Origin of the sequence: Rhodanobacter caeni (assembly GCF_039523575.1) — a bacterium.
GTDB classification, from domain to species: domain Bacteria; phylum Pseudomonadota; class Gammaproteobacteria; order Xanthomonadales; family Rhodanobacteraceae; genus Rhodanobacter; species Rhodanobacter caeni.
Window position 1 is genome coordinate 727,819 of record NZ_BAAAFO010000002.1, and the last position, 25,786, is coordinate 753,604.

Consider the following 25,786-nt stretch of genomic DNA (forward strand, 5'->3'; position numbering starts at 1 on the left):
GAAAACCAACAGGCATCAGATGCGGCGACCCCGCAAGGGCGCGCTTAGCGTGGCGCCGGGATTCAGTAAGAAATGGCACGAACGACCAAGCTGCGTGCCCACGTAATGCCGAAATTGCGCTCACGCAGGTCCGACCCTTGCCAAAACCGGCGCTTGCGCGCTGGCTTCCTACCCGACAGACTGCTCAGGGCAAGCGTTTGAACTTCCTCTTCGCAATCTGCTCGACAGTTGTCAGGAAGCAGCACAGGGCCGCGGGTTTGCAGGTGATGAGCGACGAGCAGACTTTGATCGGGAAAGGAATTTCCGTCGCATCTCACGCAAGCGCGGTGGGGGAATAGCGCACGATGGCATTCAACGAAGATCGCCATATTCTGAATTTAACGGACAGCGAGCTCGAAGATCTGATCAAGAAGTGGCTCGCGAAGGTTGCGGACACCTATGTTGGATTCGAGCGCCCAACCGCGTCCGCGGATATGGGGCGCGATGCCGTCGGCTTTCTCACGACCAGACGGTACGACGGCGATTGGCACAACTACCAGTGCAAGCATCTGAAGGCGCCTCTGGGCAAAGCCGAGTTCGTCATCGAGCTCGGCAAGATTTTCTATTACGCGGGCCAGGGCGAATTCATGCTGCCCACCAAGTACATATTCGTCTGCCCCAATTCGGCGGTCCGGGACGTTAAGAAGGTGATCGACCGACCGTCGCTCATCGCAGACTTCCTGATAGACAATTGGGACGCCTACTGCCTCAACGGCATATCGACGACGTCGTGCCCGCTGACTCAGGCGCTCACGACAGCGATCCGCACTTATGCGTTCGAGAAGGTCGAGCTCTGGAAGGCAAGCGAACTGGTCGAGAGGCCCAAGATGCGCGCTGTCCTTCATGAGCATCTCGACATCGATCCGGGCGAGGCACCACGGGTGCGCGCCGCTGATGTGCCGGAGGATGTCGCTGACGAAGAGTCGGCTTATGTGACCCAGCTTGTGGCAGTGTTTGCTGCTGCCAGCGGCACGCCTTTCACAAATTACGCGGAGGTTGTTGCCAACGCGACCTACGGTCACCAGATCGTGAATGCTCGTCGACGGTACCTCGAACGTCAGGCGTTCCGACGCCATTTTCGCGACAATCTGCCGGCTAGCCACATCGACAATGTCGACGAGGACGTGCACGAGACCGTGATCGATCGGTACCACGCGCTCGGGACAGCGCCGCTCTATGAGAGGCTTACGCAGATCATGGGGGTTGCCGCCACCGCCCAGGTTACCGGGGCGCTTGGTCGGCACAATCGCGTGACCCCCAGTGTCAAACAAGGCGCGTGCCACCACTTCGCGAATGTCGGACGCATGCCGTGGGTCTGAGCCTGCCCCATGCCCAGCCGCAACTGTTCAACACGCCGCTCGAAGCGGGCGTGCGGTCACTACTCATTCTCGATGCTTTCGCGCCTCAGGCCTTCGACCTCGCGACGATGTCGCTGATGGATTATTACATCGTTCACTCCGGCGACGCTGGTGGTCCACCGAGCCTCCACCCCGAGATCAATGCCCGCGCTGGCGAGTATTTCGTGCGCCGACACCTGGTCGAAGAGGGTTTACTGCTCATGGCTCGCGCGTCGCTCGTCGAACAGGTATTAACGGATAGCGGCATCGCGTTTCGGGCACACGAAACGGCAACGGCGATGATCGATCTGTTCGGAAGCGCCTATAATCGCCGCCTCGCCGAAGTGGCCCAATGGATGGCGGATGAAGCCGTTGAGCAAGGCGTTGACCTGTTCCTTGAGAGTCTGAAGAGCCACCTTGAGCGCTGGTCTCACGAAATCGTTGGCAGAGCGACTGATAATGTCTGATCGGCGCAGGATCGTCATTGACAAGCTGATGTTCACCGGACCCGAGCGAACTCCGGTTTCGGTTCAGTTTAAGTCGGGTGTGAACATCATCTGGGGCGCTTCGAACACCGGTAAATCGTTCGTGCGCAAATCGATCGACTACCTTTTGGGTGGAGAACTTCCGACCTTGCCTCCCGAAGGCAAGGGGATGGACAACTATCTCCTTTGGATCACCCTCCCTGGTGATCAGAGAATTACGTTGCGGTCGTCCGCTCTTGGCGGCGACATCTACAAGGCCGACGGGCATTCCCAGACCGTTGATGCAAGCTCGCCAGGATACGAAGTATTTTCGCGAAAGCACGTCAGCTCGCCCAACGTCTCGCGCTTTCTCCTCTCTAGCGTCGGCTACCGCGAAGCGCAACTGTTAAAAAACGAGCGCGCCGAAAAGGCGCCGTTCTCTCTGCGGGTCGTCATGCGCTACCTCCTCATCGACGAGACGAGGATGATCGACGAAAAGAGCCTGCTGCTCGCGCACAACACTACCGTTACGTCGGAAGACAAGGGGTTGCTCAAATTCCTGCTCACCGGCGTGGATGGCTCTTCGATCGCGCAGGTGCGGTCTGGCGATCAGCTCAAGGCAGCAAAGGAGGGGCAGATCGAGCTCCTCTCTCAGATGGCCGAGCAATTGCGAAAAGCGACTGACGATGCCGTCGAGACCACTTCGCTCGTTGCCGATCTGACAGTCGCCGAGCGGGAAAAAGCGGACCTTCTCGACGTGGTGGTAGAGCGCCAGAACAGTCTCGATGCGCTAGCGCTCAAGGAGCGCGGCCTATCCAACGATATTCAAGGCTACCAAGCTCGGATCGCGGAGCTGAATGCTCTCAAGGTGCGGTTCGATGAGCTCGCACGTGTCTACACCTCCGACATCGATCGCCTCGAAGGTCTAGAGGAAGGCGGCTTCCTCCTGCAACGCTTTGCCACGATCAATTGTCCGCTGTGTGGAGCTGTCCCCGACCACCAAAAACACGACCATGGCCTTGGCGGCATCGAGGAACAGCGTAACGCCATCGAGCTGGAAATGGAGAAGATCCGCGCTGAGGCCCGTGACCTTGCCGCTGCGCTCGCCGATGCCGACGCCGAAATCCTGGAGGTAGAGCGGCTGATTGTCGCGGCAGATGACAGGCTGAACAAAGTGCGCGTTGCCCGACTCCAGGCTGCCCAGAGCGAGGTATCCGCGCGGTCCATCTTTCTCAGTGCCAGCGCGCGGTATGAAAAGCTTGAAACCGCCTTGGACAACCGGCGTCGAGTTGCCGAGCTTGAGGCACAAATCGTGCGTATCAAGGGCACGACCGTGCAGTCGCGACAACGCGCCGATGGCATTGACGTCAGTCTCGACCTTTCAAACAGCGAAGCGCATGAACTTTCGACCGTGGTGAAGCAGGTCCTGAAGGCGTGGAACTATCCCGGCGCAGACGCATTACATTTCGAGAAAGGCGACCAAGACATCGTCGTCGATGGAAAGCGCCGCCGCGACAATGGCGCTGGCGTTCGGGCGCTTCTGCATGCCGCGTTCAAGATCGGCGTGCTCGTATACTGCATCGAGAAGGGCCGGCCACATCCGGGTTTCGTCATCCTGGATTCTCCGCTTTTTGCCTATCGTCCCGCAGAGGAGGGACGTTACGAGGAACTCTCTGTCGATGAGTTGGAATTGCGCAAAGCCGATGTGGCAACGCACTTCTATAGGTATCTGCAGGGCATGGCCGACCAAGCCCAGTTCATCGTGATCGAGAACCACAAATCCGATCAGGACGTCGTCGCGCCGTACGCGAATTATCAGTTCACCAAGAACCCGAGCATCGGCCGCGCTGGCCTGTTTACTTGAGCCTCGCCTAGTCACGCGCCCAAGATATCGCCACGAAAGCGGACGGCCATGCCGACTGACGCCTCAACTGCTGTGAACCCGTGGCCAGGTCCGACGTCGGGCCGCAATGCGGCCAACCAGAGATACGTGTTCTATGTCCGAATGGATCACGCGCGCCAATCCTTGGTACGTCGGGCGCACGGTGAGCGGTTGGGCCTGGTCATGCCGGACAATGTGGAGCGCCTTGCAGCGATGCATCTGAGGCATGTCACGCCGGGGATTCCGGTGCCGTGATGCGTCAGCAGCGATCCGCCCCGCCACCGGCTTCAACGATTTCCTCGCTGTCCTGCAAGGCGAAGCGGCGATGAAGGCCGTGTCCAAGCCGGGCATCGGTTTCGTGTATTGGCGCACCTCAGCGAAACCCCATTGTCCGAAGACCGGGTCATCAAACTGCGTAAGGTTGGTGACGTGGATGTCACAGCGACGGTGGTGGATTCGGTGCTGATGTGGGGATGGATCAAAGGGTTTAGCGATCGGGCGGGGAATGTGAGGATGGTTTTCAATTGAAGGAAATGATGTCGTGACTTCACCGACGTTCTTGGCGGAAATTCTCACCGATTTCGATGATCGCATCAGTAGCGAGATGAACTTGGATCCGCTCGGTCTGCGGGTCATCTGGTCTGCCTACGGGCAGAAGATCTTCCGCAACCGCATCAGCTCCATCTCCAATGACGTCCGGAACTACACTCTCAACCTCTTCAACCACGCCGTGACGAAGGCCCTGGTCGAGGGTGATGCAGTGGCACCGGGCAAGGCGCTGCTGCAAAACAAGGCCTACGCGGGTCAGGGAAAGGACTCGGTCGCTTTCAAGCAGGCCTGCCTGATCTATCTGGAAAACGTGTACGTCTTCGCGATGGTGGAGGCTGAGGCGCAGACGAAGCTCGGCGTGAATACCGCGGGCGTGCTAGGTATCTCCAAGGCGCGCCGACGCTGGCAGGAGACCGAGGGTCAGCCGCGGCTGCTCTTCAGCCCCGAGCCTCGGGCCCACGTGCTGATGCGACAGAATTCGCTCGGGGTCAGCGGACGCTACAAGACACCGCTGGTGGAGATGGGATTCTTCGACAGCAACTACGACTACCAGCTGCCGGTAGCGAGGCCGCAGTGGCGGAGGGCCCAGGCTCTGTTGTTCGATGAAGGGAGGCGGCTGGCGCCACTGCTGTCACAAGTGCACGCGCACGTGGTCGAACTGCTGGCCGCTGCGCGTCGTGACCCTGAAATCGCCTTCGGTGAGCTGCCAGTGGAGCTCAAGGAGGCTTTCGTCGCGGCTTTCCGTTCGCCTGCGGAAGTCGGGACGTATGCGCGGGACTTCTGGCTAGGGGTCACCGAACTGGACCAGGGTGCGCCCGGCGCCTTGTACGACGTTCTAAAGCAGGAGTGGCAGCCAGACGGCCAGTTGCAGTTGCGGCCGAGCGAGGTGTATGCGCGCGCAGCCGAGTTTCGTCCGCTCACGGAGGGCGAGCGCGACAAGATAGAGCGCGTCCGTGTTCTGGAGCCATTTCTCGCCGAGCTAGACTTGTTGCTGGGGGTGATGCTCTCGGCCAAGTCGCAGTCGCTGGATGCGGTGTTGAAGCTATGGCGGGGGCTGGGCCGCGACGGGTGCACGCTTCCTCAACTGGCAGCGCCTATCGAGGCCGATGCCGCGATGCGTGTCCAGGTGACGGGCACTGCCGCCGAGCGGCTGGGTGAACTATTGGCGCTGGCGAAAGGCAACGATGAAAAGAAACACGTGGAGCGGCTACTCAAGTACCACGAAAAGGTGATGGCGGCTCGCGGCCAGTCGCCCTGGCTGCGCCTGCTGAACAGCCGCGAGCTGAAGATCGACGTGCGGACCCGACCGCTGCCGGAGAAGGACAAGAGGCCTGTGGGCTCCTGGGTCCATCAGTACTACGTGCCGCAGTTCCGCAATCTCTTGTCCGGTTTGCGGGGAGAGACATGAAGCTGCTGGATTCCTTCCGACAGCAAGTTGGGTCGCTGGGCCCGTTGAGACGGGCGTGGTTCACCACCTTCAATCTGAGCATCCCGTTCTTCGAGACACACGTGTTGCCGGAACTGTTGCAGGGCGACGCTGATCCGCCGTCCAACCGCATGGACTACGAAAACATGCAGTTACAACTGGCCGAGCGCGATATCGACCTGCGCGTGTTCTGCGACTTACGCATGATGGAAGCCGACCAGCTAAAGCGAACCGCTCTGCGCGTGCACGGCGTGCTGCCGGGGTGGCTTGGATTGGATGGCTTCGGTAAGGAGTCGCTGTTCCACCCCAAGGTGATCTACCTAGAAGACGAGAGCGGTCGCATGGTACTTGGTGCGGGCAGCGCGAACCTCAGCGTTAGTGGCTGGGGGCGCAACCAAGAGGTCTTCAGCTTCCACGCAGTAAGCAACGACGTTCAGTACCAGCAGATCAAACGCTTCTTCAATCCACTATTCGCCGCCGCGGGGTTGGGCGAGGCGCTGGGTGTGCGCAGGCAGTTCAAGGGCGACGACCAAGTTTGGCGCTTCGCCCACAGCTTCGAGCGCGAGAGCTTTCTTCAGCTATTACTGGCAGACACGCAAGCCGAGCGATTGACCGTGTGGTCGCCGTACTTCTCGCGCGACCTCGCGGGCCTGATTGACAAGATCCGGGCATTGGCAGGTGAGGCGATCCATTTCTCCATCGTGCCAGATCGGGTCGCCAACCAGCACTTGCGCACAAAGTGGTCGGAGGCAATCGCGAAGTTGCTGAAGGGCCGCGTGCTCAGCTTCCATGACAGGCCTTCGCCGCGAGCGGACAAAATCGAGATGACCCACGCCAAGCTCTGGCTGGCCACGGGCCGCCGCGCGCGTTTGGCCGTTGGATCGTGGAACTGCACCGAGCCAGGCAGTGCGAGCTTCGATCTGCGCAACGTGGAGGCGGGCATCCTGCTGGACGTGCCACCCAGCACGCAGATAGCTGGGAAGCCGCTGAACCTGGGCGCAAGTGACTTCGGTACCGATGAGATGCTGCAAGACGATGAGTTGGAACTGCCACCCTATCCGTTGCCCTTCAAACTGCAGGTGAGCTTCGATTGGGCTCAGGGGCGTTATGACGTGCAAGGGCGGCTGTACGAGGAGATTCACGGCGCAGGTTACGAGATAGGTCTCCCGGGTTTGAAGCAGCGCCTCTCTCTAGCCTGGAAGAGGAACCGCAAGGAGGGGGCGTGGCCACTCGAAACCATCGATCCGAGCAAGTTGGAGGTGGCCGACAACGAGGCGCTGCTGGCCGACCACGGTTACGAGGTCTGGCGAGACGACAGCCTGGAATACCGCGGACTGGTGCTGGAAACCGAGCAGGCCCATCGGCGTGCCCATGGCTACGACTCCTTGAAGGACCTGCTAAACGACTTGATCGACGGCGTTGAGCCTGGGAGCAGTGGCAAGCCCCGTCTTCGTCCGGTACTGCGCAACGACGACGTCCCCGAAGACGATCCTTTGTTACCGGCCTTTGCCTCGGAAGGCGACGGGCTAAGCTACTTTCGTTTGTTCCATGCCTTCGAGCAGTTCCGCCAGCGGCTGCGTAAGGTGGATTCGCGCGACGACCTGGAATTGCTGCTATTCGTGCAGGCCGGCAGTCTGCAGGAGCTGGTGGGTAAGGTGAGAGAACAGCTGGTCGCGCCCGGCAGCAGTCCGGTGTTCAACTGGTTTCTGCTGCAGGAAGCGGATTCGCTGTATGCGGCGGCGCTGGAGGCCCATGCCCGCACGCGCGAGAAGTACGCGCGGGCCGTGCCGCCGGAGGGAGGCAAGTGGACGAGCCTGAAGCCCGACAAGAGGATGGTGAAGCTGCCGCGGGAGATTCGAAGCAACACCAAGTACATGCGGCAGCTGCGGGAGGCTTGTAGATATGGGCGATGAACGTTGGTGCACGCTGACGCCGGAGGGGGTGTCCCGGTGGATCACGTTTGATCGCGAGCGCGCGGACTGGATCTATCACGAGGGTGATCGAACCATGCCAGCGCGCCAAGCCGAGGGCGTGGCCGGTTTGTGGAATAAATTGGGCAGGTATAGCGCGGCGCTACTTGCCGACGAGGTTGGTATGGGCAAGACGCTGCAAGCATTGGGCGTCATGGCATTGCTTTGGAGATCAAAGCCAGATGCCCGCGTGCTGGTGATGGCGCCCAACCGCGACATCTGCCGCCACTGGCAGCGCGAGTACACCAAGTTCGTGCGCACCCATTACCGCGAGCCTGACGACATGGTGCGACGCGTCTGCGATGGCGAGCCGGTTCACGAGGTCCGGCTGGCATGGTCCCTGGGCGACTTGGCCGACGCCGTGGAGGCTCAGGCCCACCAGTTCTTCGTGACGACGATCTATGCGCTGAGCGGGCTAGTGCGTGACGAGCATGACGAGGGCTTCGATAAGCTCAAGGGTGCCGCGGCAGCGGCGACCGAGATCCACCGTAGACTGAAGGCTGCGCTGGATGGTCGCGGCTTCGACTTGGTGGTGGTGGATGAGGCGCACTACTTTCGCAACAGCCGCGGTAAGTCGCAGCGTGCGCGTGCGGCGCGCGAGTTCTTCGGTCCACCGGAAGACCGTCTGAGTGAGCACGCGCTGCTGATGACGGCTACGCCCAGCCATGCATCGATGGACGATGTTTCGGCGATCCTTGGCTATGTGGCAGAAGTAGGCGATGAACAGCCCGAGACACTCTTAAAGAAGTATGCCCTGCGCCGCCTGCGTCGCATGCAAGGGCGCGACGGCAGCCACGACAAGTACAGCTACCGCCATGAGCGGGTGCTGGCGGCGGACTTGGCGCACGACCCCGCGGCTGAACTGTTCTTCGCGCTTTATCAGAAGCTGCTGGTAGCCAAGGAGGTGGAGGACGGCAGGCGCTTCCTCTATGGCTATCTGGAGGGCTTCGAATCCTTCCAGGTCCAGGCACCCGAAGAGGAGCAGCAGACTGAGGAAGACGGCGCAAAGCGCGATTTCCAGGCCGCGCCCGACACCGAGATTCTGATACGGCTGGCGCGCATGCATGAGAGCCTGGGCGGCCTGCCGGCGCATCCCAAGTACGACGCGCTGGTGAACGCATGCGTGCCAGCCGACTTGTTCGATGCAGGTGTCGATGTGCACGAGCACAAGCACCTAGTATTTGTGCGCAGGATTCCGTCGGTGCGTGAGATTGCCAAGCGCGTGAACACAGTCTACGACCGGCAGATGGGGCGGAAGATTGCGCGCGCGCTGGAGCCGAACGACACAGGGGCGCTGCTCAAGCGATGGGAAGCGGCCCAGTGGTCGCGCGAGGCCTTCAATCGGCTCTTCGGCACCCAAGTGGAGGTCGATGAGGCGGCGCTTCTGGAAGGATACGACCTGGCATCCGAGGGGCATGCGGACGCCGATGCTGACGTTCATTCGCACGTCGCCAATCTCTTTGTCGTGAAGAAGACGGGCGCGCAGCGCAGCACCGACGCCTCGAACTTCAGCCTGCGCCTGCGCAAGTCGGAGAGCCTATTCTCGCTGTTGCTCGAGCCGGCCCGAGACTATATGAACGGTGCGTACGAATACCACTATCGCAAGCTATCCGGCGGCAGGTTGCGCGACGAGTACGCCTCAGCGGCGCTTGACGCTCGTCGCTGTGAGGCGTCGGACGACAAGCAGAAGTTTGACAAGCCGATGCCTACGCTGTGGGGGCTGATGTACGACCTGCTCGACGCCACCGATCGCGAGCACATTGCGCGTTTGACACGCGAGCCGACGCAGGCCGAAAGCTTCGGCCATTACCTGAAGAACGGTTTTCTGTTCGCCAGCCCAGTAATCGTGGAGCTCTATTGTGATTACGTTGAATTCCGACGATGGGGGGAGGCGGGCGACGCGCAGCAGCGCTATCTGGCTTTTGTGGAGTTCCTGAACAAGCGGTTGAAAGGGTCCCTGGCTTTAGCCTACTTCCGTGCGGCGCTGCGGACCTTCGAAGCCTTGTGCGAAAACGTGCCCGACGAGGATCGCCGGGGGTGGCACAAGCTCACCAGCCTGAGCAGCCCGGCGTTCTATGCCAGCGGCGCGGTCAAGGACCGGCAGCGTTTGATCCTAGGTTTCAACAGTGCCTTCTACCCGAACGTACTGGCCGCAACTTCGGTACTGCAGGAGGGGGTGAACCTGCACTTGCAGTGCCGCAAAGTACACCACTACGGCATCGCCTGGACGCCGGGCGACAATGAGCAGCGCGTGGGACGGGTGGATCGACTATTCGGCAAGGTGAATGCGTTATTGGAGCGGGACGGGCAGGCCGAGCTAGCGATTCACTACCCCTATCTGGCACGCTCGTTTGATGAGGAACAGCTAGCCTCGTTCGTGTGTCAAAAGTATTTCGTCGAAGGACGCATGGACGCGTGCCGTCAGTTGCCGGTAAGTGCCGAGATCGATCTACGGCGCGCGCGCGATGGATGGCACCGATACCTGCGTACGCCACGCGAGGGCATGACAGCAACGGACCTAGTCGATCCCTATCCATTCGATCCCAAAGAAGCGAGATCGTGAAACGTATTACTTGCCGCTCATCGTTCTCAACGCGCTGCTGGCAGTGATAGCACGCTGTTACAGGCGTCGTGAGCCCAGAACTGGAAAAGACATTGGGCGGCCGTCATCCCTCTATCTTCGCCGGCCGCCATGCCCCAGCTGGCGAAAGCGGCCTGGAGTGGGGATGAATGGTCGAGTTCACCAATTCGACAGAAGGATGGCTCGTCCGTTCACTCTCGTAACTTGCCCGGCGGCCTCCCCCAAAACAGAGCTTGTGCGCCTTGGTAATGATCCAGATAAATCGAGGTACTTGCTGTAGACGTAGTCGCTGAGCTCCACCCAGGCGTCACTCTCTTCGTCAACAGCCGCCCCGGTTGTGACATCGATGATCAAGTACGGCGCTGGGCCGTTGCCTATGTCAGCGATAAGGAAGCGGAGAGTCACATCACTTTCGGCGTCACCCGTTGCAGTGACTAGCTGCCCCGTTTCGAAAATCTTGTCTTCGATGCAACGTAGACCATCAACGACCCCTTCGTGAGCGGCGGCTTTCGCAAATTTCATCGTCCAATTCCCCTGGCCAGAAGCGCCTGTTGGACGTGCTCTACGCGCATTGGCAATTAGAAACAGCTTGAGGCGGGCCATCAAAGAGGAAGTTCCACGATGGGCCCGCCGGGGTGTTGTGCAAGAGCCATGAAAATGAAGAGTTTGTCGATTGGGGCTAGTCGTACCACGCCGTTACATCCGTAGTGCTGCGCGGATACTTGGGCGTCACCACCGTGCCGACCATCTTCCAGAAGTCGACGCCTTGGTCGAATTTCAAGTTCAACCGTTGCCCGTTAGAGTAGGAAACTTTAAGGACCCGCGAGTGAGGCACGGCGGATTTGCGTCTCACCTGCAGATCAAAGTCGAGTCCGTCGCGGCGAAAGAGCCGCTTAAGTTCGAGCTCGCGAGCCCTTTCTTCACGCCAGTCAGTTCCATATCCAGGCTGTGTCGGGAGCTCTGCTGTCTGTATGGTGAGGCTCGCAGAAGCTGTCGACGGCACGAGCCCGTCGATCAATGCTTTAAGCACGAGAGCGGACTCTGGTGACCGAAGGTAGCGGTCGGTGTATTTCAAACCATTCGGAACCTGCCCTCGAATTTCCTCGATGGCGGGGAAAGTCGCTCGGATAGCGCCTAGGATGAACTCTAGGAAGTTCTTCGCCGGGACGCCGGCATGCGAGTTAATAATGCAGATTCCACCGTTCCCGCGGCCCACTTGTTTGGGAAGGAGGTCAGCCTCATCGAGGGGCACCAGTTGCAAATCAAGCGTCCCGGTGCTGCGAACCAGAATGCCCTCATCTGACGCGCCCCAACTCTCGCCCGGGGTGGCACAGGCCACCTTAGCTCCCGCGAGTGACCAGCTACAGCTTCCTGCCGGCCCGGTTACCGTGACCAAGGGAACGTAACCCTTCTGTAACGAGCCCGAGTACATCGAGCCTATGAGTCCGGCTCGGCGCCAACTGGCGATTTGCTCTCTGGCGTCCTCGCTGAGTAAGTCCGCATTACCCAAAATCACGAGCGACGCCTGCAGCTCTGGATTCAGTAGGTGTGCTTGCAGCAAGGTCGACCGCATTGGCCAGTCCTGCAGGTCCCAATCGTTATCCCTTTCGGACGCAGTGACGCAGACCGATAAAGACCGAGCTCCTGCCAGCGACTTCGCTACGGCCCTGAGAACTGGGCTCGCCTCATACTGACAACCCGTGCTGAACAAAGCACGCACTTCATCCGGCAACGCTAGCCCGACTAGAAAGTCGTCGCTAAGCATGCGCAGGGCTGCGTGACGATCTAAGACGTCCACGTATTGGCGGGTGCTGTAATCAAGAAGGCAACGCACGCACGCGCCCTGGCAATGTGCTGGGCAACTTGCTGCGGCCTCTGCCGCGAGCCTCAATAGCTTCGGAATGCTTTCCGCTGCGCGTGTCACATAGCCGGCACCGCCGGGCGCAAGGTCATACACCAGGACGGAGAGCGCAGGCATGTCGCCATTGCGTCCACGCTGGGTGGCAAAACCAATCTCATTGGGCTCTACGCCCAGGTGAGTAGCTGCGGCATTGCGCAGCAGCACGGCGAGGGTGGTCGCAGTCACGACATCGACCATGCTCGCATGGCTGTCGGGGTGCACCAGTTGGATCTCCAGCGCTTCCGTCAGCTGCTTGCCACCCAGTGCACCAATCGTCTTGATGGCCCAGGTTTCGTCCTCTGCGTCCGCGCACGGTCTACCGGTAAGGAGACGCGAATGGCGGCGGAACGAAGCAAGCTGCTCACCTGACGCGTCGGAACCTGCCGGGTGTTCCAACGCTTCAGTACGGCCACACGCAAGGCAGACAAAGAAGCCATGACCCTGCTCGCCGCGAGCTTGGTAGTACGTGACGCTACCGGACGCTGCGCGGTAGCGACCTCGATGGTTCGGGAGATTGACCCATTCTCCCGGTACGGAGAATCGAGGTTCCTCCGAGGGCAGGTAGCGAGGCGAGGAGATGTCATCACTTGCTTGAGCATCCGCAGCCACGGCGAAGCCGGCTGGGTTCAGGTACTCGAACCGCGAGCGCGGGGTAGGCTCGTTGCCACAACCCGGACACGATTCCATGCGGGACGCCTGATCGGAGATCTCTCCGCAGTGCTGGCAGATCAGGCGCCAACGGAAGCTCTGCAATTCAGCGGCTTCGGATGCACCTGCAGGGCGCTTCCAATTCAAGGTAACTCCGCCAACGGTGTAACGAGCTCCGTTCACCACGACGTCTGCCCCGGGCTGGTACTCACGCAGAGCGACCGGCAATTCCCGGCTCAGCTTCGTGGCATCCCATTCGTAATTGGCGCTCGTGGCTCGAGAAGATGGAATGATCAGGTCACGCACGTGGGTCGGGAATCCTCTAGCTGGGAGGTAACCCCTCTCCGTCAGTTCCGTCAGTAGATAAGCCCCCGCCATCCGCTTGATCTGCGCGCTGATGGCCAGCCAAGGCTTGGAGTCGGCCTGCTCCTCGTGTCTCTGGTTAAGCAGCACCTCGAACTCGCCCCACCAGTCGTGGTCGATCTTTTCAAGCGTTGCCACGGCGGCGGCGGCCAGTTGCTCTGTTGCAAGCGCCTGCAACACTGTGCCCGCGACGATCGCTTGGATCGCTTGTCGCGCCTCTTCGGTAAGCCCCTTGTGCAGCTGATCCAGCATGGACGCGACAGGCGCGCTGCGTCGCTGGTAGTCGGCATTGTCGACATTGGCGTCTTCTCCACCAAGAAACCAGCCCACGGATAAGCTGCTGGCGTTGACTGATGGATGTAGGGTCAGGAAGTTGCGCAATAAAAGCGCGTTGACGTGCCGTTGCACCACGGCGGCGCTCTCAAGTCGAACGCTCGGAACCGGCGTCTTGCCTGAGATGAAGGCGCTTCCGTCAATGAATAGCTCCATAGCGCGCGGCTCAGGGCGGCATAGCGTGTACGCGAGCGCACGGGACTCTCCTCGGCGGCCCGCGCGTCCCGCACGCTGAAGGTAGTTGGCCAGCATGGGCGGTGGATTGGTCATCGCAACGACTGACAAGTTGCCTATGTCGACGCCCATTTCCATCGTGGTGGAACAGTTGAGGACGTTCAGCCTTCCCGACTGAAACTCCGAAGTGATTTCCTTAAGGGTATCCGTGCCTATTTGTGCCGAGTGCTCTCGCGCGGCATAAAATTCTGTGGCAACAAAGGCGCGGTCGAGTGCTTCACTCCAGTGCCCGTCGCGCCGCAACTCAGCCACGACCTCTTGGTTGTCTAACCACGCCTTACGTTCGGCCACGGGCACGAACGAATTGCCCTGTCTCCAAAACCCATGAGGCAGCTTGGGGAAGCGGACTTGCTGACAGGGCCGGATTTGCCTCTCAGCATTACGGGGGAGGTAGGGCGAAATACCCCGCAACGTGGCGTCCAAGAAGCGATGGGTGATATTGCACAGCCACACCCGTTCCGGCTCGGCCAGTTCTTGCCGCGAAAAATCAAGGTGGAAAACGTTAGGTTGACCGTCCGTGTTCGACAACGTCGGCAGCGTGCCGGTGGTGAGCGCAAGCCAAGCGTGGTCCATCACGTCATCGATCCAGGCCGCGCAGTCAGGCGCATTGCCATCGAGCTCGAAAGCAGCAACCAGCAGGCGATAGGCCCGATGTCCCGCATTGACCGCGCCATCGGACCGGATTATCACGGGCCATCCGATCTTGCGTTCATACCTGCGTTCTTGGGCGGTTACAACGCGCTTCAACCGCTTTTGGCGGAAGGAAGTGCCGATCCAGTTGGCCAGCTCATCGGGGAGATCAACGCAGCCGTTTTCACGCACGTGGTAATCGATAAGGATCTTGAGAAAGTCCTTCCAGTCTTGAAGGGATCCCCCCTTGCGAGCCCATCCCTCCGGTAGGGCCGTAAGTCCTTCGATCCCCGGGTAGCGGAGGGAAACTAATCCCATTGTTTCCAACGAATTGTGTCGCTTTGGCCTGCGGTAGAGTTCGCGCATGAGGAGCAAGTGCGCAGCCCGGCGACGGTCGCTCCCTCCACCGGCTATCTCGCCCAGGTAATTGGCGATGTATGCCAGTTCGGCCCGCTGGGCCAGCTGGTCGCGAAGCTCGCTCCACTGCATGCGCCCTGTCGCCGGGGCAAGCTGAAGTCTCTTGATAGCGAGCTCTTTACTCAGGTGGTTCCTAATGGCGGGTACCGTGGCGGCCTCAAGTCGGCGCTCGAGAGACTCGATATCCGCAGACAGCAGCTCTGCCACCTCAGGGTCTGGAAGCTGGCGTAGTGTGGCGAGTTGGTGCGGGACCACATAGCGTGCAAACTCGCGCAACGCCCTGTCATAGAGGCGAACGGCATTTCGCGCAGTGCCTTGACGACTATCCGTGAAGCTCAGCAGACGCCTGCCTTGCATCAGGGCACCGTCTTTGACGTCCTCGTCGGCCGGCGCGGAGGCCAGCAGTGAAGGAATCACCGTGCCAAGCATAAACGGCGCTGAGATCCGCACTTCTCGCCGGTTTCGGGCGTTGCGCCAGTCTGCGCTGCAATGGGGGCAATCCGTCAGTGCATCGCCCTCGGCGATAGAGACCGTCATGTCCGGATTGTCTGGCTCAAGCTGACCCGTTTTTGCATCGAGCAGGCGTGTGTGCGCGACATCGCCGGCCCGTAGGGCATCTGCAGCATTTAGCACAACAGCGAGGCCATGGCGTCGCGGTTCATCCTCCTCCGAGCCCTCCTCACTACCATCGAGCGAATCATCGAAACCTTCGTCCGCGTCGTAAAGAAAGTCATCCTCGTTATCGCCTAGCGCACGAAGGCGCTCGCTTGGTCCGACTCGCTCGATCAGAGCCTGCATCGATTCCGATCCGCACTCAACGCAAAGGCGCACACTCAGCACCTTGCTGCCGCAGTAGGAACAACACTCGGTTTGGTCTAAGAAGACGGCCCCGAAGCCCCAGTCCTCGGTCAATCCCTGGTCCTGCGTGCCCGGGCAATCGGTGCGTACACAGGACCAAACCCCTTCTAGCGTGCGTTGCATGAGATGCATGCGAACCGGGAGAAACCGCCGGTCGGTGAGGCTGTGATCGTCGGACACGCCGGCGGTAGCCACATCGAGCCAGCGCGCAGCGTGTGGCCAGCTCAGTTGAAGTGCGTTTGCTATCTGCCCGAGGTTCTGAGGTGCCTCGATGAGGAGATCCCGCATCCGCACGGCGACCGGTGAGCGTCGGAGCTCGCGATAGAGATCTGCCGCGGTCGCATCCGGGGAGTTGGCCAGTGCCTCAAGATCCTCTAGGGAAGGCGGCGCACCCTTGTCTGCCTTGTCCAAGACGGGGACTTGGCGATGCCCGCGCACGACAATCACGTGCGTATCGGGCACGCCCGCCATGTCGGCTAGGAAGCGACGAACCTTTGTGTCGTCCTCCCCGGAGGCATCACCCATGGTGGCGGATGTGGCGATAAATCGCACATCGGTAGGCTTTACTCCGAACGCTAGCATTGCGCGGCGCAATAAGAGTGTTAGCTCAGCAGCCTGGGTGCCGAGGTAGGAATGAGCCTCGTCAATGACGATGTACCGCAGCTGGCCGCGCGACGCCTCGAAGATCGGACGATCATCCGCGCGCACGAGCATGTATTCGAGCATGGTGGTGTTGGTGATCAGAACGGGCGGCGGTTCCGCGCGTAACCTGCTACGGTCGGGAACCTCGCACTTCAACTGTGCGGCGGTGTTCGGGCCGTCGCGCCTGACACTCGGCTTGAGCTCGCTGCTGTAAAGTGCGAACCGCATGTCACCGCCATACGGCTCCATCCAGGCAACAAGGCGTTCGCGCTGGCTGCGAATCAGCGCATTCAATGGATAGATGAAAAGCGCCTGCACCCCAACAAGTCGACCACGCGCTTCAATGGCCGAGGAAAGGTCACTCAGGATCGGGAAAAGAAAGCTTTCCGTTTTGCCTGACCCAGTGCCGGCCGAAACCAATACCGACTTGCCGGCGCCTACCGCCTCCAATGCGCGCAATTGATGCGCGTAAGGGTGCATTTCTCCTTGGAAGGCGTAAGGATTGGCACTTCCCGCCGCTGAGGGGTTCTCGGCGTGAGGCTGCTTCAGCGCGGCCACAAAGCGAGAGTCGAGTATTCCTTTGGCCGCCAATTGATCGAACGTCTCTCTCGCAGGGCGCCATCCGAACATTGCCTCGAATGCGGGGTCGGCAGTTATTCCGTCTCTATCAGCTGGCACGGCGCTCAAGCGCCGCGCCATGAAAGCACGGAAGCTGGCGCTTGCTGGTCGAAGCATGCTGACGGCCGCGTCAGAGACACGCTCAGGAAGCTCCTGCAGCAACTGGCTGACCAGAAGGTCTTTAGAAACGCTCATGAGATTTGTTCCAGCAACATAGCCGCGTAGGCATAAAGAGTGTCGAATTCTGTGTTGTCGAGGTGACGGACATAAGCGGTCTGCCTGCGCAGCTCGTCAGGAACAGGGGAGCCGTCGTGGGCCACCCAGGCGGCGACAAGAGGCGCTACCAGGACCGGTTCTATCCAACTGACCGCTCCGGGGAATCCAGTATCGAGGGTACCCTTATCTCGTATATCGCCGGCAACTGACCAAATCGACTCTAGCCACGGAAACGTTGCGCCGTGGAAGTCTTCTGCAAGCATCGCCACCTTGTTCCGCCAGACCTGTTTGTACTCGGTCACACATCCGGTGAACATGGCCCGGTGTGCGGGTGAGTGGTCTACCTGACCCATCAAGTGCTGGGTCAAAAAACCGTGGTACATCGTGGCCAGGTGGGCATCTAATGCCATCGTCTCTAGCTGGGCAGACGCCAACTGTTCTGCGATTGATTGGGTAAGTTCTGGCTGCTCTTCACCCAGTAGTCCTGTCCACCAACGGAAAAAGCCATTCCAAGAGCGCTTTGGGGCAAGCTGCCAATAAAGCGGTACGTGGCGCAGCTTGGCACTCAACGCGTTGAATGTTGGCCCTCCACAGGAGTAGGCCATCAACCGCGTGGCGTCATATGGTGAGCTCGCAATAGCCTTGAAGACGTCCAGGTAGTCGATGGGGAGGTCGTCAAATCGCATCAGCCAAAGGCGTAGGTACTCGAGTTCATCGCGAGAAGCTTCGGACGAGACCCCGTCGAGGGCTTCTTTCAAGTGCTGGCTTAACCGAGCGACTCGCTCGGCGTTTGTACCATCCAGCTGCAACAGGTGCCGAAAGCTTTCCGGATGCCCCTGTGTGATTGCCTGTTCCTCACCGAAGCGCACCGCGAGGGGCCTGACGCCTACCTCCATGGCAGAGACGATCGCCCAACCTGCAGGGAAGTCCTCAGGCAGAGACCAGGTTCGCTCCTGCTCATCGCTCTGTACCAAGACACATTCGTGCTCGAGGGACAAATGACGCAGGCGTAGTTCACCCGAAAGGTCCCGTGCCTCTTGCAGTCGAATCTGATGCCCAGCGCGGAGCAGGCGCTGCGGAGCAACCTCCAAGGAGGCCTGTCCGACGGATAAAGTCAATGGTGTGTCCACCTCATCGCCCGAGTAGCGAAACTCCCGAACGTCATTCTGAATAAGAGAAAGAGGCATCTGGCAACCGGCGGACCCTTCTCTCGCCCTTAAGCGGTATGGGAAGCTTGCCTTCCCATTGAGCGTCAGCCACAGAGACTCGCTTGGTGCGCTGGAGTAGGCGACATACTCCGAAAGCGCGGAAATCGTCATCCTCTTCGGGGCCGGGGTCCGATCGATAAGACGACGGAAGCCCTCGCCTGGGGTAAAAACCGGTACACGAAGCACGACGGACTTGGCACAGTACGGCGAACCAAGGAGAAGCTCAATTTCAGCCGAGTTGTCGCCAGCCGGCCGGGTGATGCGCCAAGTCTCACCATGCTGAACGGCCCCCCCGGGAGCCTCAATGCGCCACCCTTGGCCTAAGACCACATCCACCCTCATGCGGCTCGAGTGTGTAGTGAATGCTTCAGGTAGCAACAGCGCCCGGGCTTCGGCGACAGACTCGTCCCCATCGCAGAGGCGATAGCGAACCAAGCCCCGGGCTCGTTGAAGGCTACTGCTCCAGGTTCGCTGATGACCATCACCCACCGAACACCACTCGATGGTCAGGTTCTCCGCCCTTGGGACGGCAGAAACCCGCGCTTCGCCACGGAAGATCCTCCTGGTTGCAGGTGAAGTGGCGCCGACGTGGCTACCCGTTATCCGCAGTGTCGGGCTGTCCTCCGTCGCTCCGCACCTAACGGTGAATTCGCCTGCCTCACCAGCATCAATCAGCACCGTGCCTTCGATCAACAGGATCCGACGGGGAGCATTGCCGTTGTTCGGTTGCATGAGGCCAACCTGCTGCCAGGTGCCATGGACGACCTCCCATGTGTCGCAGATGGCTACGAGTGCATAAGGAAGTCTCGTACGAATGCTCCCCACCCCGATCAGTTCGGCCAGAGCTCCGCTATTCGCGGCATCGCCCTCGCTTGTGGATGCGAAGACCCACGGCATGTCGTCATCGAGTGGCTCTCCCCCGTCCGAAGAAAGGCTGATGCTCGCTCGCTCGTCGGCAATTTGCATTGCGAGCGTAGAGGAGGTTGCCGCAAACGAAGGGTCTAGCTGAAGGTCCCGCTGAGTTAAGCGGGGAAAGGCCACGTAACGGTTGTCATTTTGTCGAACCAGCCGCGCAAGCTCCTGCACAACCTCTCCCTCGACAAGTACCTGCAAGCGGTACATCGGTTCCGTGCATTCATCCGGCAACGATAGTCGCGGAGGGAGGTCCGCTACTTGCACGGAGGGAGTCCAGTTGTCCCTCACTCGAACGATCGACCGGATGAAAGAGACGCCGCTTCCGTCGCGGCCTGCGGCATCGGCCGCGACGTTCAAAAGCTCCGCGACGAGATGCTCGGCATCATTGCCATCAAAGGAGAGGGGCAACGTCCGCTTCCAGCCCGGTTTCTTGCTGTTTAGCAGGTCCAGATGCAGTGAGGTGTCGCCAACGTTCAGAGCCAAGTTCGCCACAGCATCCACAAGGTCAACGCACAGCCCTACAAAGAACGGCGACAACTTGAAGGCGTTTGGCAGGCCTGAAGCTGGAACAAGCACGTTTGCAGCCCGCCGTAGCTCATCTGCGCCACTGGCCATGCGCTTGCGTAGCAGAGACCTAAGAAGAGCACGCAATGGGCTTTGGCGACTCAAGAACGCAACGGGAAAGCCGCCATATGCCACCACCGATGCAAGACACAACTTGCGACCGTGGGCAACGAGCGGCTTGAGTCCCCAGTATTTCAGGCTCTCATGTATCAACCCGTTGAACGCGCCATTGCCACGCTTCTCTCGGAGGCGAGCAACCACGCTGCCGCAGTCGGCCCAGCTCCAAGCGTGGTCCTTGTAGCTTCTGCGAAACCGTTCGGAGGCGACGAAAGCGAGCAGTTTTACCCGAACTAAATCGGTGCACCTGGTGTGGGCCAGCTCGTCTTCAAGGCGCTGTAGCGACCTTTCCGATACGTTGTACGCGTAGAACGGTATCCCTGAAGGCTGTTCAAGCTTGTTAGGGCGAAAAACAACCAAGGCTAGCAAATCCATTTTTCGTCCCCCGCTGTAAAGCAATCGTACCGCCTCGGGATTCGTGGAGGCTATTCGGCTTACGTCTGGCCTCCGCGGTGGCTGCCTAACTGGCGAGTCGCCTGCAGTAGCTGGCCTCCGCCTCTGCAAGCGCGTTATAGCCGATCGATCCGAGCAGGCGCCGGTGGTTGAACCAGGCCACTCATCCGAGCATGGCCAGTTCGACCGCTCCCCTGCTTTTCTATGGCGCTCGGTGGCGGACCAGTTCGGGCTTGCAGAGGCCGTTGATGGTCTCGCTGATCGCGTTGTCGCAGCTGTCGCCCTTGCTTCCCACTGATGATTCGATGCTAGCCTCGGCCAGACGCTCGCTGTAGCGGATGGACACGTACTGCGACCCGAGGTTGCCTCGGGGGATCAGGGTGCTTTGCTGCCCTGGCTGTCGTGCGCAGGGGGGGCTTTGCGCGAACGGATCGAACAGGGCTTTGGCTGGATCAAGACCGTCGGCGGGCTGCGCAAGCTGCCGATGGTCGGCCTTGCCGCGGTGCGCGATTGGGTAACCTGGACGTTTGCCGCCTGCAGCCTGACTGGCTTGGTGGCATCGGAGAGTGGTGGGAGCCGTCGCCGACCTGAGGCACCACGAGAAGCGTGTGTCTGCAGGGCAGAAAATCGCGCCCTTCGGACACTGGCAAGAACGAAATGCATAGATCCGAGCTATGAGGAGCGCTATGGAACCACGCTTCTCAACAGCTTGTGAGATCGAAGCGTGCCGCTCGGTGGGTTCCGTGATGGACGCCTGCACATTTTCGAATTTCCTGACCACTCGCCTGGACGACGCCGAACCCTTGATTCCCTACGGTTGACCACGTCGCCAATCCCGGCGACGACCATCCGAGAGGCCAAGTGATGACTAAGAACTCCACCTCCTCCTCCTCACGCAATGCGATGACGACCGCTGCCGCGGCTCGTATCCAGTCCGCGACCGCTCGCAGCCACGGTGGTAAGACGCCGGCGGGAAGCTTCGCATCTCGTGGACAGGCCGCTGCGGCGCGCAATGCAGGTCGCGGCAAGAAGTAACTGCAACAGCCACCCGGGCGGGTTCACCCGCCCGGGACGGGAGGGATATCCATGAAGTACTGCAAGGACAAGGACATCGCCGCGCTGGTTAGGGGCATGATCCGAGAGGGATGGCGATGCCGGATGGGTGGGCGCCACGGAAAGCTGATATCTCCCCACGGGGGCTGGATGACTGTGCCTTGCACGCCTGGCGATCATCGCGCCCTGCAAAATTTCAAGCGGGACCTGCGCAAACTAACTAATTTGTCCGCGACATGACTGAGGAAAGAAATGCGATGGATCGCCCACCATACCCTCGTATTGGAGAGCTTTATCGCGCGCTGGCAGGTGCGCTCGACACCAAAGGCAAGGATCGTGCTGTCGATCGGCTGGCACGCGAGGGAGAATTCGACTGGACCCTGCTTCCCGAACTTCGAGAAGGTCTCGTCATGAGACCGATCAGGGACGCAACGGACGATGCTTTCGCCGGAGTTCTCGCTCGATTCGTTGATCGCGTACATGCCGGCTATCTTGATCTTGTGGCGAAGGTCCCGCTCGATAGCCTGAATCGCGACGACGCGCTGCCCTTGCTCGTAGAACACTACTTCGCTTATGAGGGTGCTGGTCTTCTCCTTGATATCAAGGAGAAATTCGGTGGTCCGGATCTCATGGTGCTGCTGGATTTGGAAAAGCATCCGCTTGCAGTGGTCCTCGACTGGCTGAATCAGCACAGCGGGGTCGACCTGGTGCGAACCGTGTTCCCGGACTCCACGGGGGAAGATCGGTCTGATCGAGAGTTGATTTCCAGCTGGACCAGCGGTGGGCAAATCCCAGACCTTGCGAGCATCAAGCGGGTTGCCCGCGTTGTCTGGGAGCGTGCGGGTGATGCTGGACGGCAGCGAGCACCTGCCTTGCGGCACTGGATGGTGGTCGCGCGCGCGCTTTGCTGGTTCCAAAGAGAGTCATCCCTGCCAATCAGGACCCTTATGGGTCGACATCTATTGGCCGGCCTTCCTGAGCTTGATCTGGGCCACGTGCTATCCGTTGCAAATCATCGAGAGGGAGTGCGCTTTTCAGCTCTCAAGATGCCGGCTTTGCAGCTCTACGAGGATCTGAAGCGGACTACACCAAAAGCTCCGGGAGATCAGGGCCGGATCCGTGAGAGGCTGGATGCTTTTGAACAGCTTGCGAAAGTGATCGATCCGGAGGGAAGGACCCGCTATCACCGGGCCTGGCTGTATGGAAGGTGGCATGCGCTGTCAGCTCGGTTCGATGAGGCCTTGGACTATTACGAGGAGGCGGTAGAACTCGCGCACTATAGGGCGGGCGATCAGGAAAAGCAGATTGTCGAGGAGACAATGGTCCTTGCGGCCCTTGTCGGTAACCAAAAGGCCTTGCTAAAGCGCCTCAAGCACCGTGCTGTGGCATTCGGCCTTTTTGTCGAGCCACGAGGCGATGCTGTAATCGAGGATTGGGAGGTTGAGCATCTGCGCCGGGAACTTCCTCGCCTATTTCCCCCTCATGGCATGTTTCCAGAGGCCCCAGAGCAGAAGGTCGCGCCGATGGCCATCCCAATGATCGCCGCAGAGGATCTGGATAGGCTCGCCCCCGATCTGCGCAACCCTGATCGCGTAAGAACGGTTTGTAGTGCGGACGGCCAAAGGCTCCGGAGGCCTCAGTTACATTTCTTCGTATCTCTCGGGCGCGTCGATGACGTGCAGACCTTGCTGGATCGGGGAGCCTCCGTCGACCAACTTGATGCCAGCATGGGCTCGGCATTGCTGTGTGCTCTTCAACGATTCGATAGCAAGGGAGACAGAGGGCCGCTGGACGTGATCCTACAACGGCATCACGCGAAGGCCACCCTGGACAGCGTGACCTCTCGGAAGCGACACACGGCTCTGATCAGTGCCGTGCGCTCCGGGGCGCCGGACATCGTCGAGGCACTACTGGCCATGGGCGCAACCGCTGACCAACGTGGAATGATTGAGAACGTCACGCCCTTGTACTGCTGCATTACCTTCCTCGGGTTGCTGGGGGCGCCGCGGCGACAACTGCCAGTGATGCAAGAAAGCGTCCGACGCGAGCATATGCGACGCTACGGTGTCCTTGGCGCCGGGACCTTCGGTGATGCGCAAAGCCCCTTCGCGAATGACGGAAATCCTCGGCATCAGCGCATCCATCAGGAGTTGAAGGCCGCGATAGATGCCAACCAATTTGAAAAGCTCTCTGAACCGAAGATTCTTCGTATGGTCGAGTCGCTCTTGAGGAGCGGAGCGAACCCAAATGTCGCCCATGATCACCCCGTGTCAGGCAGGACGCCATGATGTTGGCCGCCGAAATTGATTCGGTTGACGCTTTTGATCTGATGCTTCGGCATGGCGGCGCCCCTTACCAAAAGGATGATCGGGGCCTAGATTGCGTGAGGCTTGCCTTGGGGTTCCGCAGCGTTCGCATTGCAGGCTACCTTCGTAAAGTCGGAATCCTCTAGTGGCCAGAGGTGGTCTCGTTAAGGTCCAGCCGCGCGGCCTCTAAGTCGATGTGGGCGAGCTCGCATCGTCGATGCCTCGAAAACAAGGTCGTGCGTCGGCGGAAAGGAGGGCGGGCGGGTGTCGCGGCGAGCGACAGGCTGCGCATCCGCCGTTTCATCGCTCTCAACGTGGCGCTCAAGAGCATGATTCCGTGGCGTGGCAGGAAGTGATCGCAAACCAAAAAAGTTTCAGATCTACATCACCCACTCGAAGCAGGGAGATTCCTGCCTCGCGTGAGGGCATCCGTTCTGATGTCCTTTTCACCATGGAGTGATCTGATGCTTCCCGAAAAACCCGACCCGCTGACCTGCGTCCTGGTGGTCACCGCCGCCCTGCTGCTGGGCTTCGTCCGCTGCTCGGGGAACCTCAACAAGGCTCCCTGAACCATCCAACCACGCATGACTCGCCAAAGGCCCGGGAAACCGGGCCTTTGGCGTTTCTGCCGTCTGAAAATGAGGAATTGCACATGCATCTGGTCGAATCGATCGCCTATCGAGGCGAAAAACCGTGGCACGGCCTGGGTAACCGGCTCGAAGCCGGGCAACCCATCGAGGTCTGGAGGGAGCGCGCCGGTATGAACTGGTCCATCGAGGACGCCGACGTGCGCTACGTGGTGGGGAATCAGGGACTGGGCGTGATCCAGTCCTTCCCCAGCCACAAGGTGCTGTACCGCTCGGATACCAAGGTGCCGCTGGCGGTCGTCAGCAAGCGCTTTCAGGTGGTCCAGCCGGGCGAGATCCTGGAGTTCTACCGCGACCTGACCGAGGTCGGTGGGTTCGAGCTCGAGACCGCCGGCGTGCTGCGCGAGGGCCGGAAGTTCTGGGCGCTGGCCCGCACGGGCCACAGCGTCACGCTGCGGGGCAAGGACAAGGTCGAGGGCTATCTCCTGCTGGCCACCGCCTGCGATGGCACGCTGGCCACCACCGCCCAGTTCACCAGCGTCCGGGTGATCTGCAACAACACTCTGCAGATCGCCCTGGGCAAGGGCGAAGGTGTCATCAAGGTGCCGCACCGCAGTGCATTCGACGCCGACGCAGTCAAGCGCCAGCTGGGGATCACGGTGTCGTCCTGGGACGGCTTCGTGGCCCGGATGAAGGCGCTTGTCGACAAGCCGGTGGATCCGGATTCGGCCGAGGGGCTGCTGCGCCGGGTATTGACCTATCCCGGACAGGAGAGCCGGAGCGCCGTCGTCAACGAACAGGCGGTGGCCACGGTACGGGCGCTCTACGAGGGCGGCGGCCGCGGCGCGCAGATGGCCTCCAGTCGCGGCACGGCCTGGGGGCTGCTCAACAGCGTGACCGAGTTCGTCGATCACCACCGGCGTGCCCGCACGGACGATCACCGCCGGGATGCGGCCTGGTTCGGCCAGGGTGCGCAGATCAAGCAGCGGGCGTGGGATGAGCTGGTCAAGGGGGTGGCCTAATGCGCGCACAGGCGGTGAGGCGGCCCGTCGCTCAGCGGGCCATCGACGGGCCGACCGACCGCGACCAGCAGGATGCAGTGATCGCCCAGGCCCTGACGATCCTGGCGGCGCGGGCCCTGACCTCCGGACAGTTCATGAAGGATCCACCCACCGCGGGGCAGTTCTTTCGCCTGCGGCTGGGGGAGGAGCGCCGGGAGCATTTCGAGGTGGCCTTCCTCGACAACCGGCACCGGCTCATCGCGGTGGAACGGCTGTTCTCCGGGTCCGTGGATGGGGCCGAGGTGCATGCACGGGTGGTGGTCCAGCGCGCGCTCGCCTTGAACGCCGTGGCCGTCATGCTGGCCCACAACCACCCGAGCGGGAATCCGGAGCCGTCCCCGGCGGACCAGACGCTGACCGCCCGCCTAAGGGAAGCGCTGGGCTTGGTGGATATCCGGGTGCTCGACCACTTCGTGGTCACCGCCACGGAGGCGGTCTCGCTGGCTACGCGTGGCCTGATGTAACGCCCTTTGCT

General features: G+C 60.6%; 12 protein-coding genes and 2 pseudogenes. 10 read left to right on the top strand and 4 right to left on the bottom strand.

What is annotated here, in order from left to right; translation table 11 throughout:
* Positions 1-344 precede the first annotated feature (344 nt).
* The 6 genes from ABD017_RS07690 (at position 345) to ABD017_RS07715 (ending at position 10,230) form a co-directional block, all read left to right on the top strand.
* Positions 345-1,358, top strand: coding sequence for an ABC-three component system protein (locus ABD017_RS07690; protein ID WP_343881794.1), 1,014 nt, complete (start codon positions 345-347; stop codon positions 1,356-1,358).
* On the top strand, positions 1,349-1,843 hold the full coding sequence (locus ABD017_RS07695; RefSeq protein ID WP_343881796.1) for an ABC-three component system middle component 2: 495 nt from the start codon (positions 1,349-1,351) through the stop codon (positions 1,841-1,843). Before ABD017_RS07690 ends, ABD017_RS07695 begins: the two co-directional genes overlap by 10 nt.
* Entirely contained in the window at positions 1,836-3,704 is a 1,869-nt protein-coding gene (locus ABD017_RS07700) for a coiled-coil domain-containing protein (RefSeq protein ID WP_343881797.1), read from the top strand. Before ABD017_RS07695 ends, ABD017_RS07700 begins: the two co-directional genes overlap by 8 nt.
* 559 nt (positions 3,705-4,263) lie before the next feature.
* Entirely contained in the window at positions 4,264-5,679 is a 1,416-nt protein-coding gene (locus tag ABD017_RS07705; RefSeq protein WP_343881799.1) for a hypothetical protein, read from the top strand.
* A complete protein-coding gene (locus ABD017_RS07710; RefSeq protein WP_343881802.1) occupies positions 5,676-7,610 on the top strand; it encodes a phospholipase D-like domain-containing protein in 1,935 nt (644 codons plus the stop codon). Before ABD017_RS07705 ends, ABD017_RS07710 begins: the two co-directional genes overlap by 4 nt.
* Complete coding sequence (locus ABD017_RS07715; RefSeq protein WP_343881804.1) at positions 7,600-10,230, top strand: DEAD/DEAH box helicase family protein; 2,631 nt, start codon at positions 7,600-7,602, stop codon at positions 10,228-10,230. Before ABD017_RS07710 ends, ABD017_RS07715 begins: the two co-directional genes overlap by 11 nt.
* 177 nt (positions 10,231-10,407) lie before the next feature.
* Here ABD017_RS07715 and ABD017_RS07720 read toward each other — a convergent pair whose 3' ends face one another.
* From ABD017_RS07720 to ABD017_RS07735, 4 genes and pseudogenes are all read right to left on the bottom strand, one after another.
* Positions 10,408-10,851 (bottom strand): hypothetical protein, encoded by a 444-nt coding sequence (locus ABD017_RS07720; RefSeq protein WP_343881806.1) that lies wholly within the window; start codon positions 10,849-10,851, stop codon positions 10,408-10,410.
* 76 nt (positions 10,852-10,927) lie between these two features.
* Positions 10,928-17,086, bottom strand: coding sequence for a DEAD/DEAH box helicase (locus tag ABD017_RS07725; RefSeq protein WP_343881808.1), 6,159 nt, complete (start codon positions 17,084-17,086; stop codon positions 10,928-10,930).
* Positions 17,083-20,286: a hypothetical protein gene (locus tag ABD017_RS07730; protein ID WP_343881810.1), complete on the bottom strand. Its 3,204-nt coding sequence runs from the start codon at positions 20,284-20,286 to the stop codon at positions 17,083-17,085. The genes ABD017_RS07725 and ABD017_RS07730 overlap by 4 nt, the downstream gene beginning before the upstream one ends.
* An 85-nt stretch (positions 20,287-20,371) precedes the next feature.
* Positions 20,372-20,710, bottom strand: a pseudogene (locus ABD017_RS07735) (transposase domain-containing protein); the annotation flags it as partial.
* 12 nt (positions 20,711-20,722) lie between these two features.
* Between ABD017_RS07735 and ABD017_RS16765 the strand changes: the two are divergent.
* The 4 genes and pseudogenes from ABD017_RS16765 to ABD017_RS07750 all read left to right on the top strand — a co-directional run.
* A pseudogene (locus tag ABD017_RS16765) lies at positions 20,723-20,836 on the top strand (IS5/IS1182 family transposase); the annotation flags it as partial.
* 778 nt (positions 20,837-21,614) lie between these two features.
* Positions 21,615-23,645: an ankyrin repeat domain-containing protein gene (locus ABD017_RS07740; protein ID WP_343881812.1), complete on the top strand. Its 2,031-nt coding sequence runs from the start codon at positions 21,615-21,617 to the stop codon at positions 23,643-23,645.
* A gap of 670 nt (positions 23,646-24,315) precedes the next feature.
* Positions 24,316-25,272 carry a DUF932 domain-containing protein gene (locus tag ABD017_RS07745; protein WP_343881814.1) on the top strand — a complete coding sequence of 319 codons (957 nt, stop codon included), beginning with the start codon at positions 24,316-24,318 and terminating at the stop codon, positions 25,270-25,272.
* Positions 25,272-25,775 carry a JAB domain-containing protein gene (locus tag ABD017_RS07750; protein ID WP_343881816.1) on the top strand — a complete coding sequence of 168 codons (504 nt, stop codon included), beginning with the start codon at positions 25,272-25,274 and terminating at the stop codon, positions 25,773-25,775. Before ABD017_RS07745 ends, ABD017_RS07750 begins: the two co-directional genes overlap by 1 nt.
* Positions 25,776-25,786 lie beyond the last annotated feature (11 nt).

Bases quoted from the DNA above. Each gene is read 5' to 3' on its own strand.
- ABD017_RS07690 (WP_343881794.1), top strand. From the start codon at position 345: ATGGCATTCAACGAAGATCGCCATATTCTGAATTTAACGGACAGCGAG.
- ABD017_RS07700 (WP_343881797.1), top strand. From the start codon at position 1,836: ATGTCTGATCGGCGCAGGATCGTCATTGACAAGCTGATGTTCACCGGA.
- ABD017_RS07710 (WP_343881802.1), top strand. From the start codon at position 5,676: ATGAAGCTGCTGGATTCCTTCCGACAGCAAGTTGGGTCGCTGGGCCCG.
- ABD017_RS07715 (WP_343881804.1), top strand. From the start codon at position 7,600: ATGGGCGATGAACGTTGGTGCACGCTGACGCCGGAGGGGGTGTCCCGG.
- ABD017_RS07720 (WP_343881806.1), bottom strand. From the start codon at position 10,851: ATGGCCCGCCTCAAGCTGTTTCTAATTGCCAATGCGCGTAGAGCACGT.
- ABD017_RS07725 (WP_343881808.1), bottom strand. From the start codon at position 17,086: ATGAGCGTTTCTAAAGACCTTCTGGTCAGCCAGTTGCTGCAGGAGCTT.
- ABD017_RS07730 (WP_343881810.1), bottom strand. From the start codon at position 20,286: ATGGATTTGCTAGCCTTGGTTGTTTTTCGCCCTAACAAGCTTGAACAG.
- ABD017_RS07740 (WP_343881812.1), top strand. From the start codon at position 21,615: ATGGATCGCCCACCATACCCTCGTATTGGAGAGCTTTATCGCGCGCTG.
- ABD017_RS07745 (WP_343881814.1), top strand. From the start codon at position 24,316: ATGCATCTGGTCGAATCGATCGCCTATCGAGGCGAAAAACCGTGGCAC.
- ABD017_RS07750 (WP_343881816.1), top strand. From the start codon at position 25,272: ATGCGCGCACAGGCGGTGAGGCGGCCCGTCGCTCAGCGGGCCATCGAC.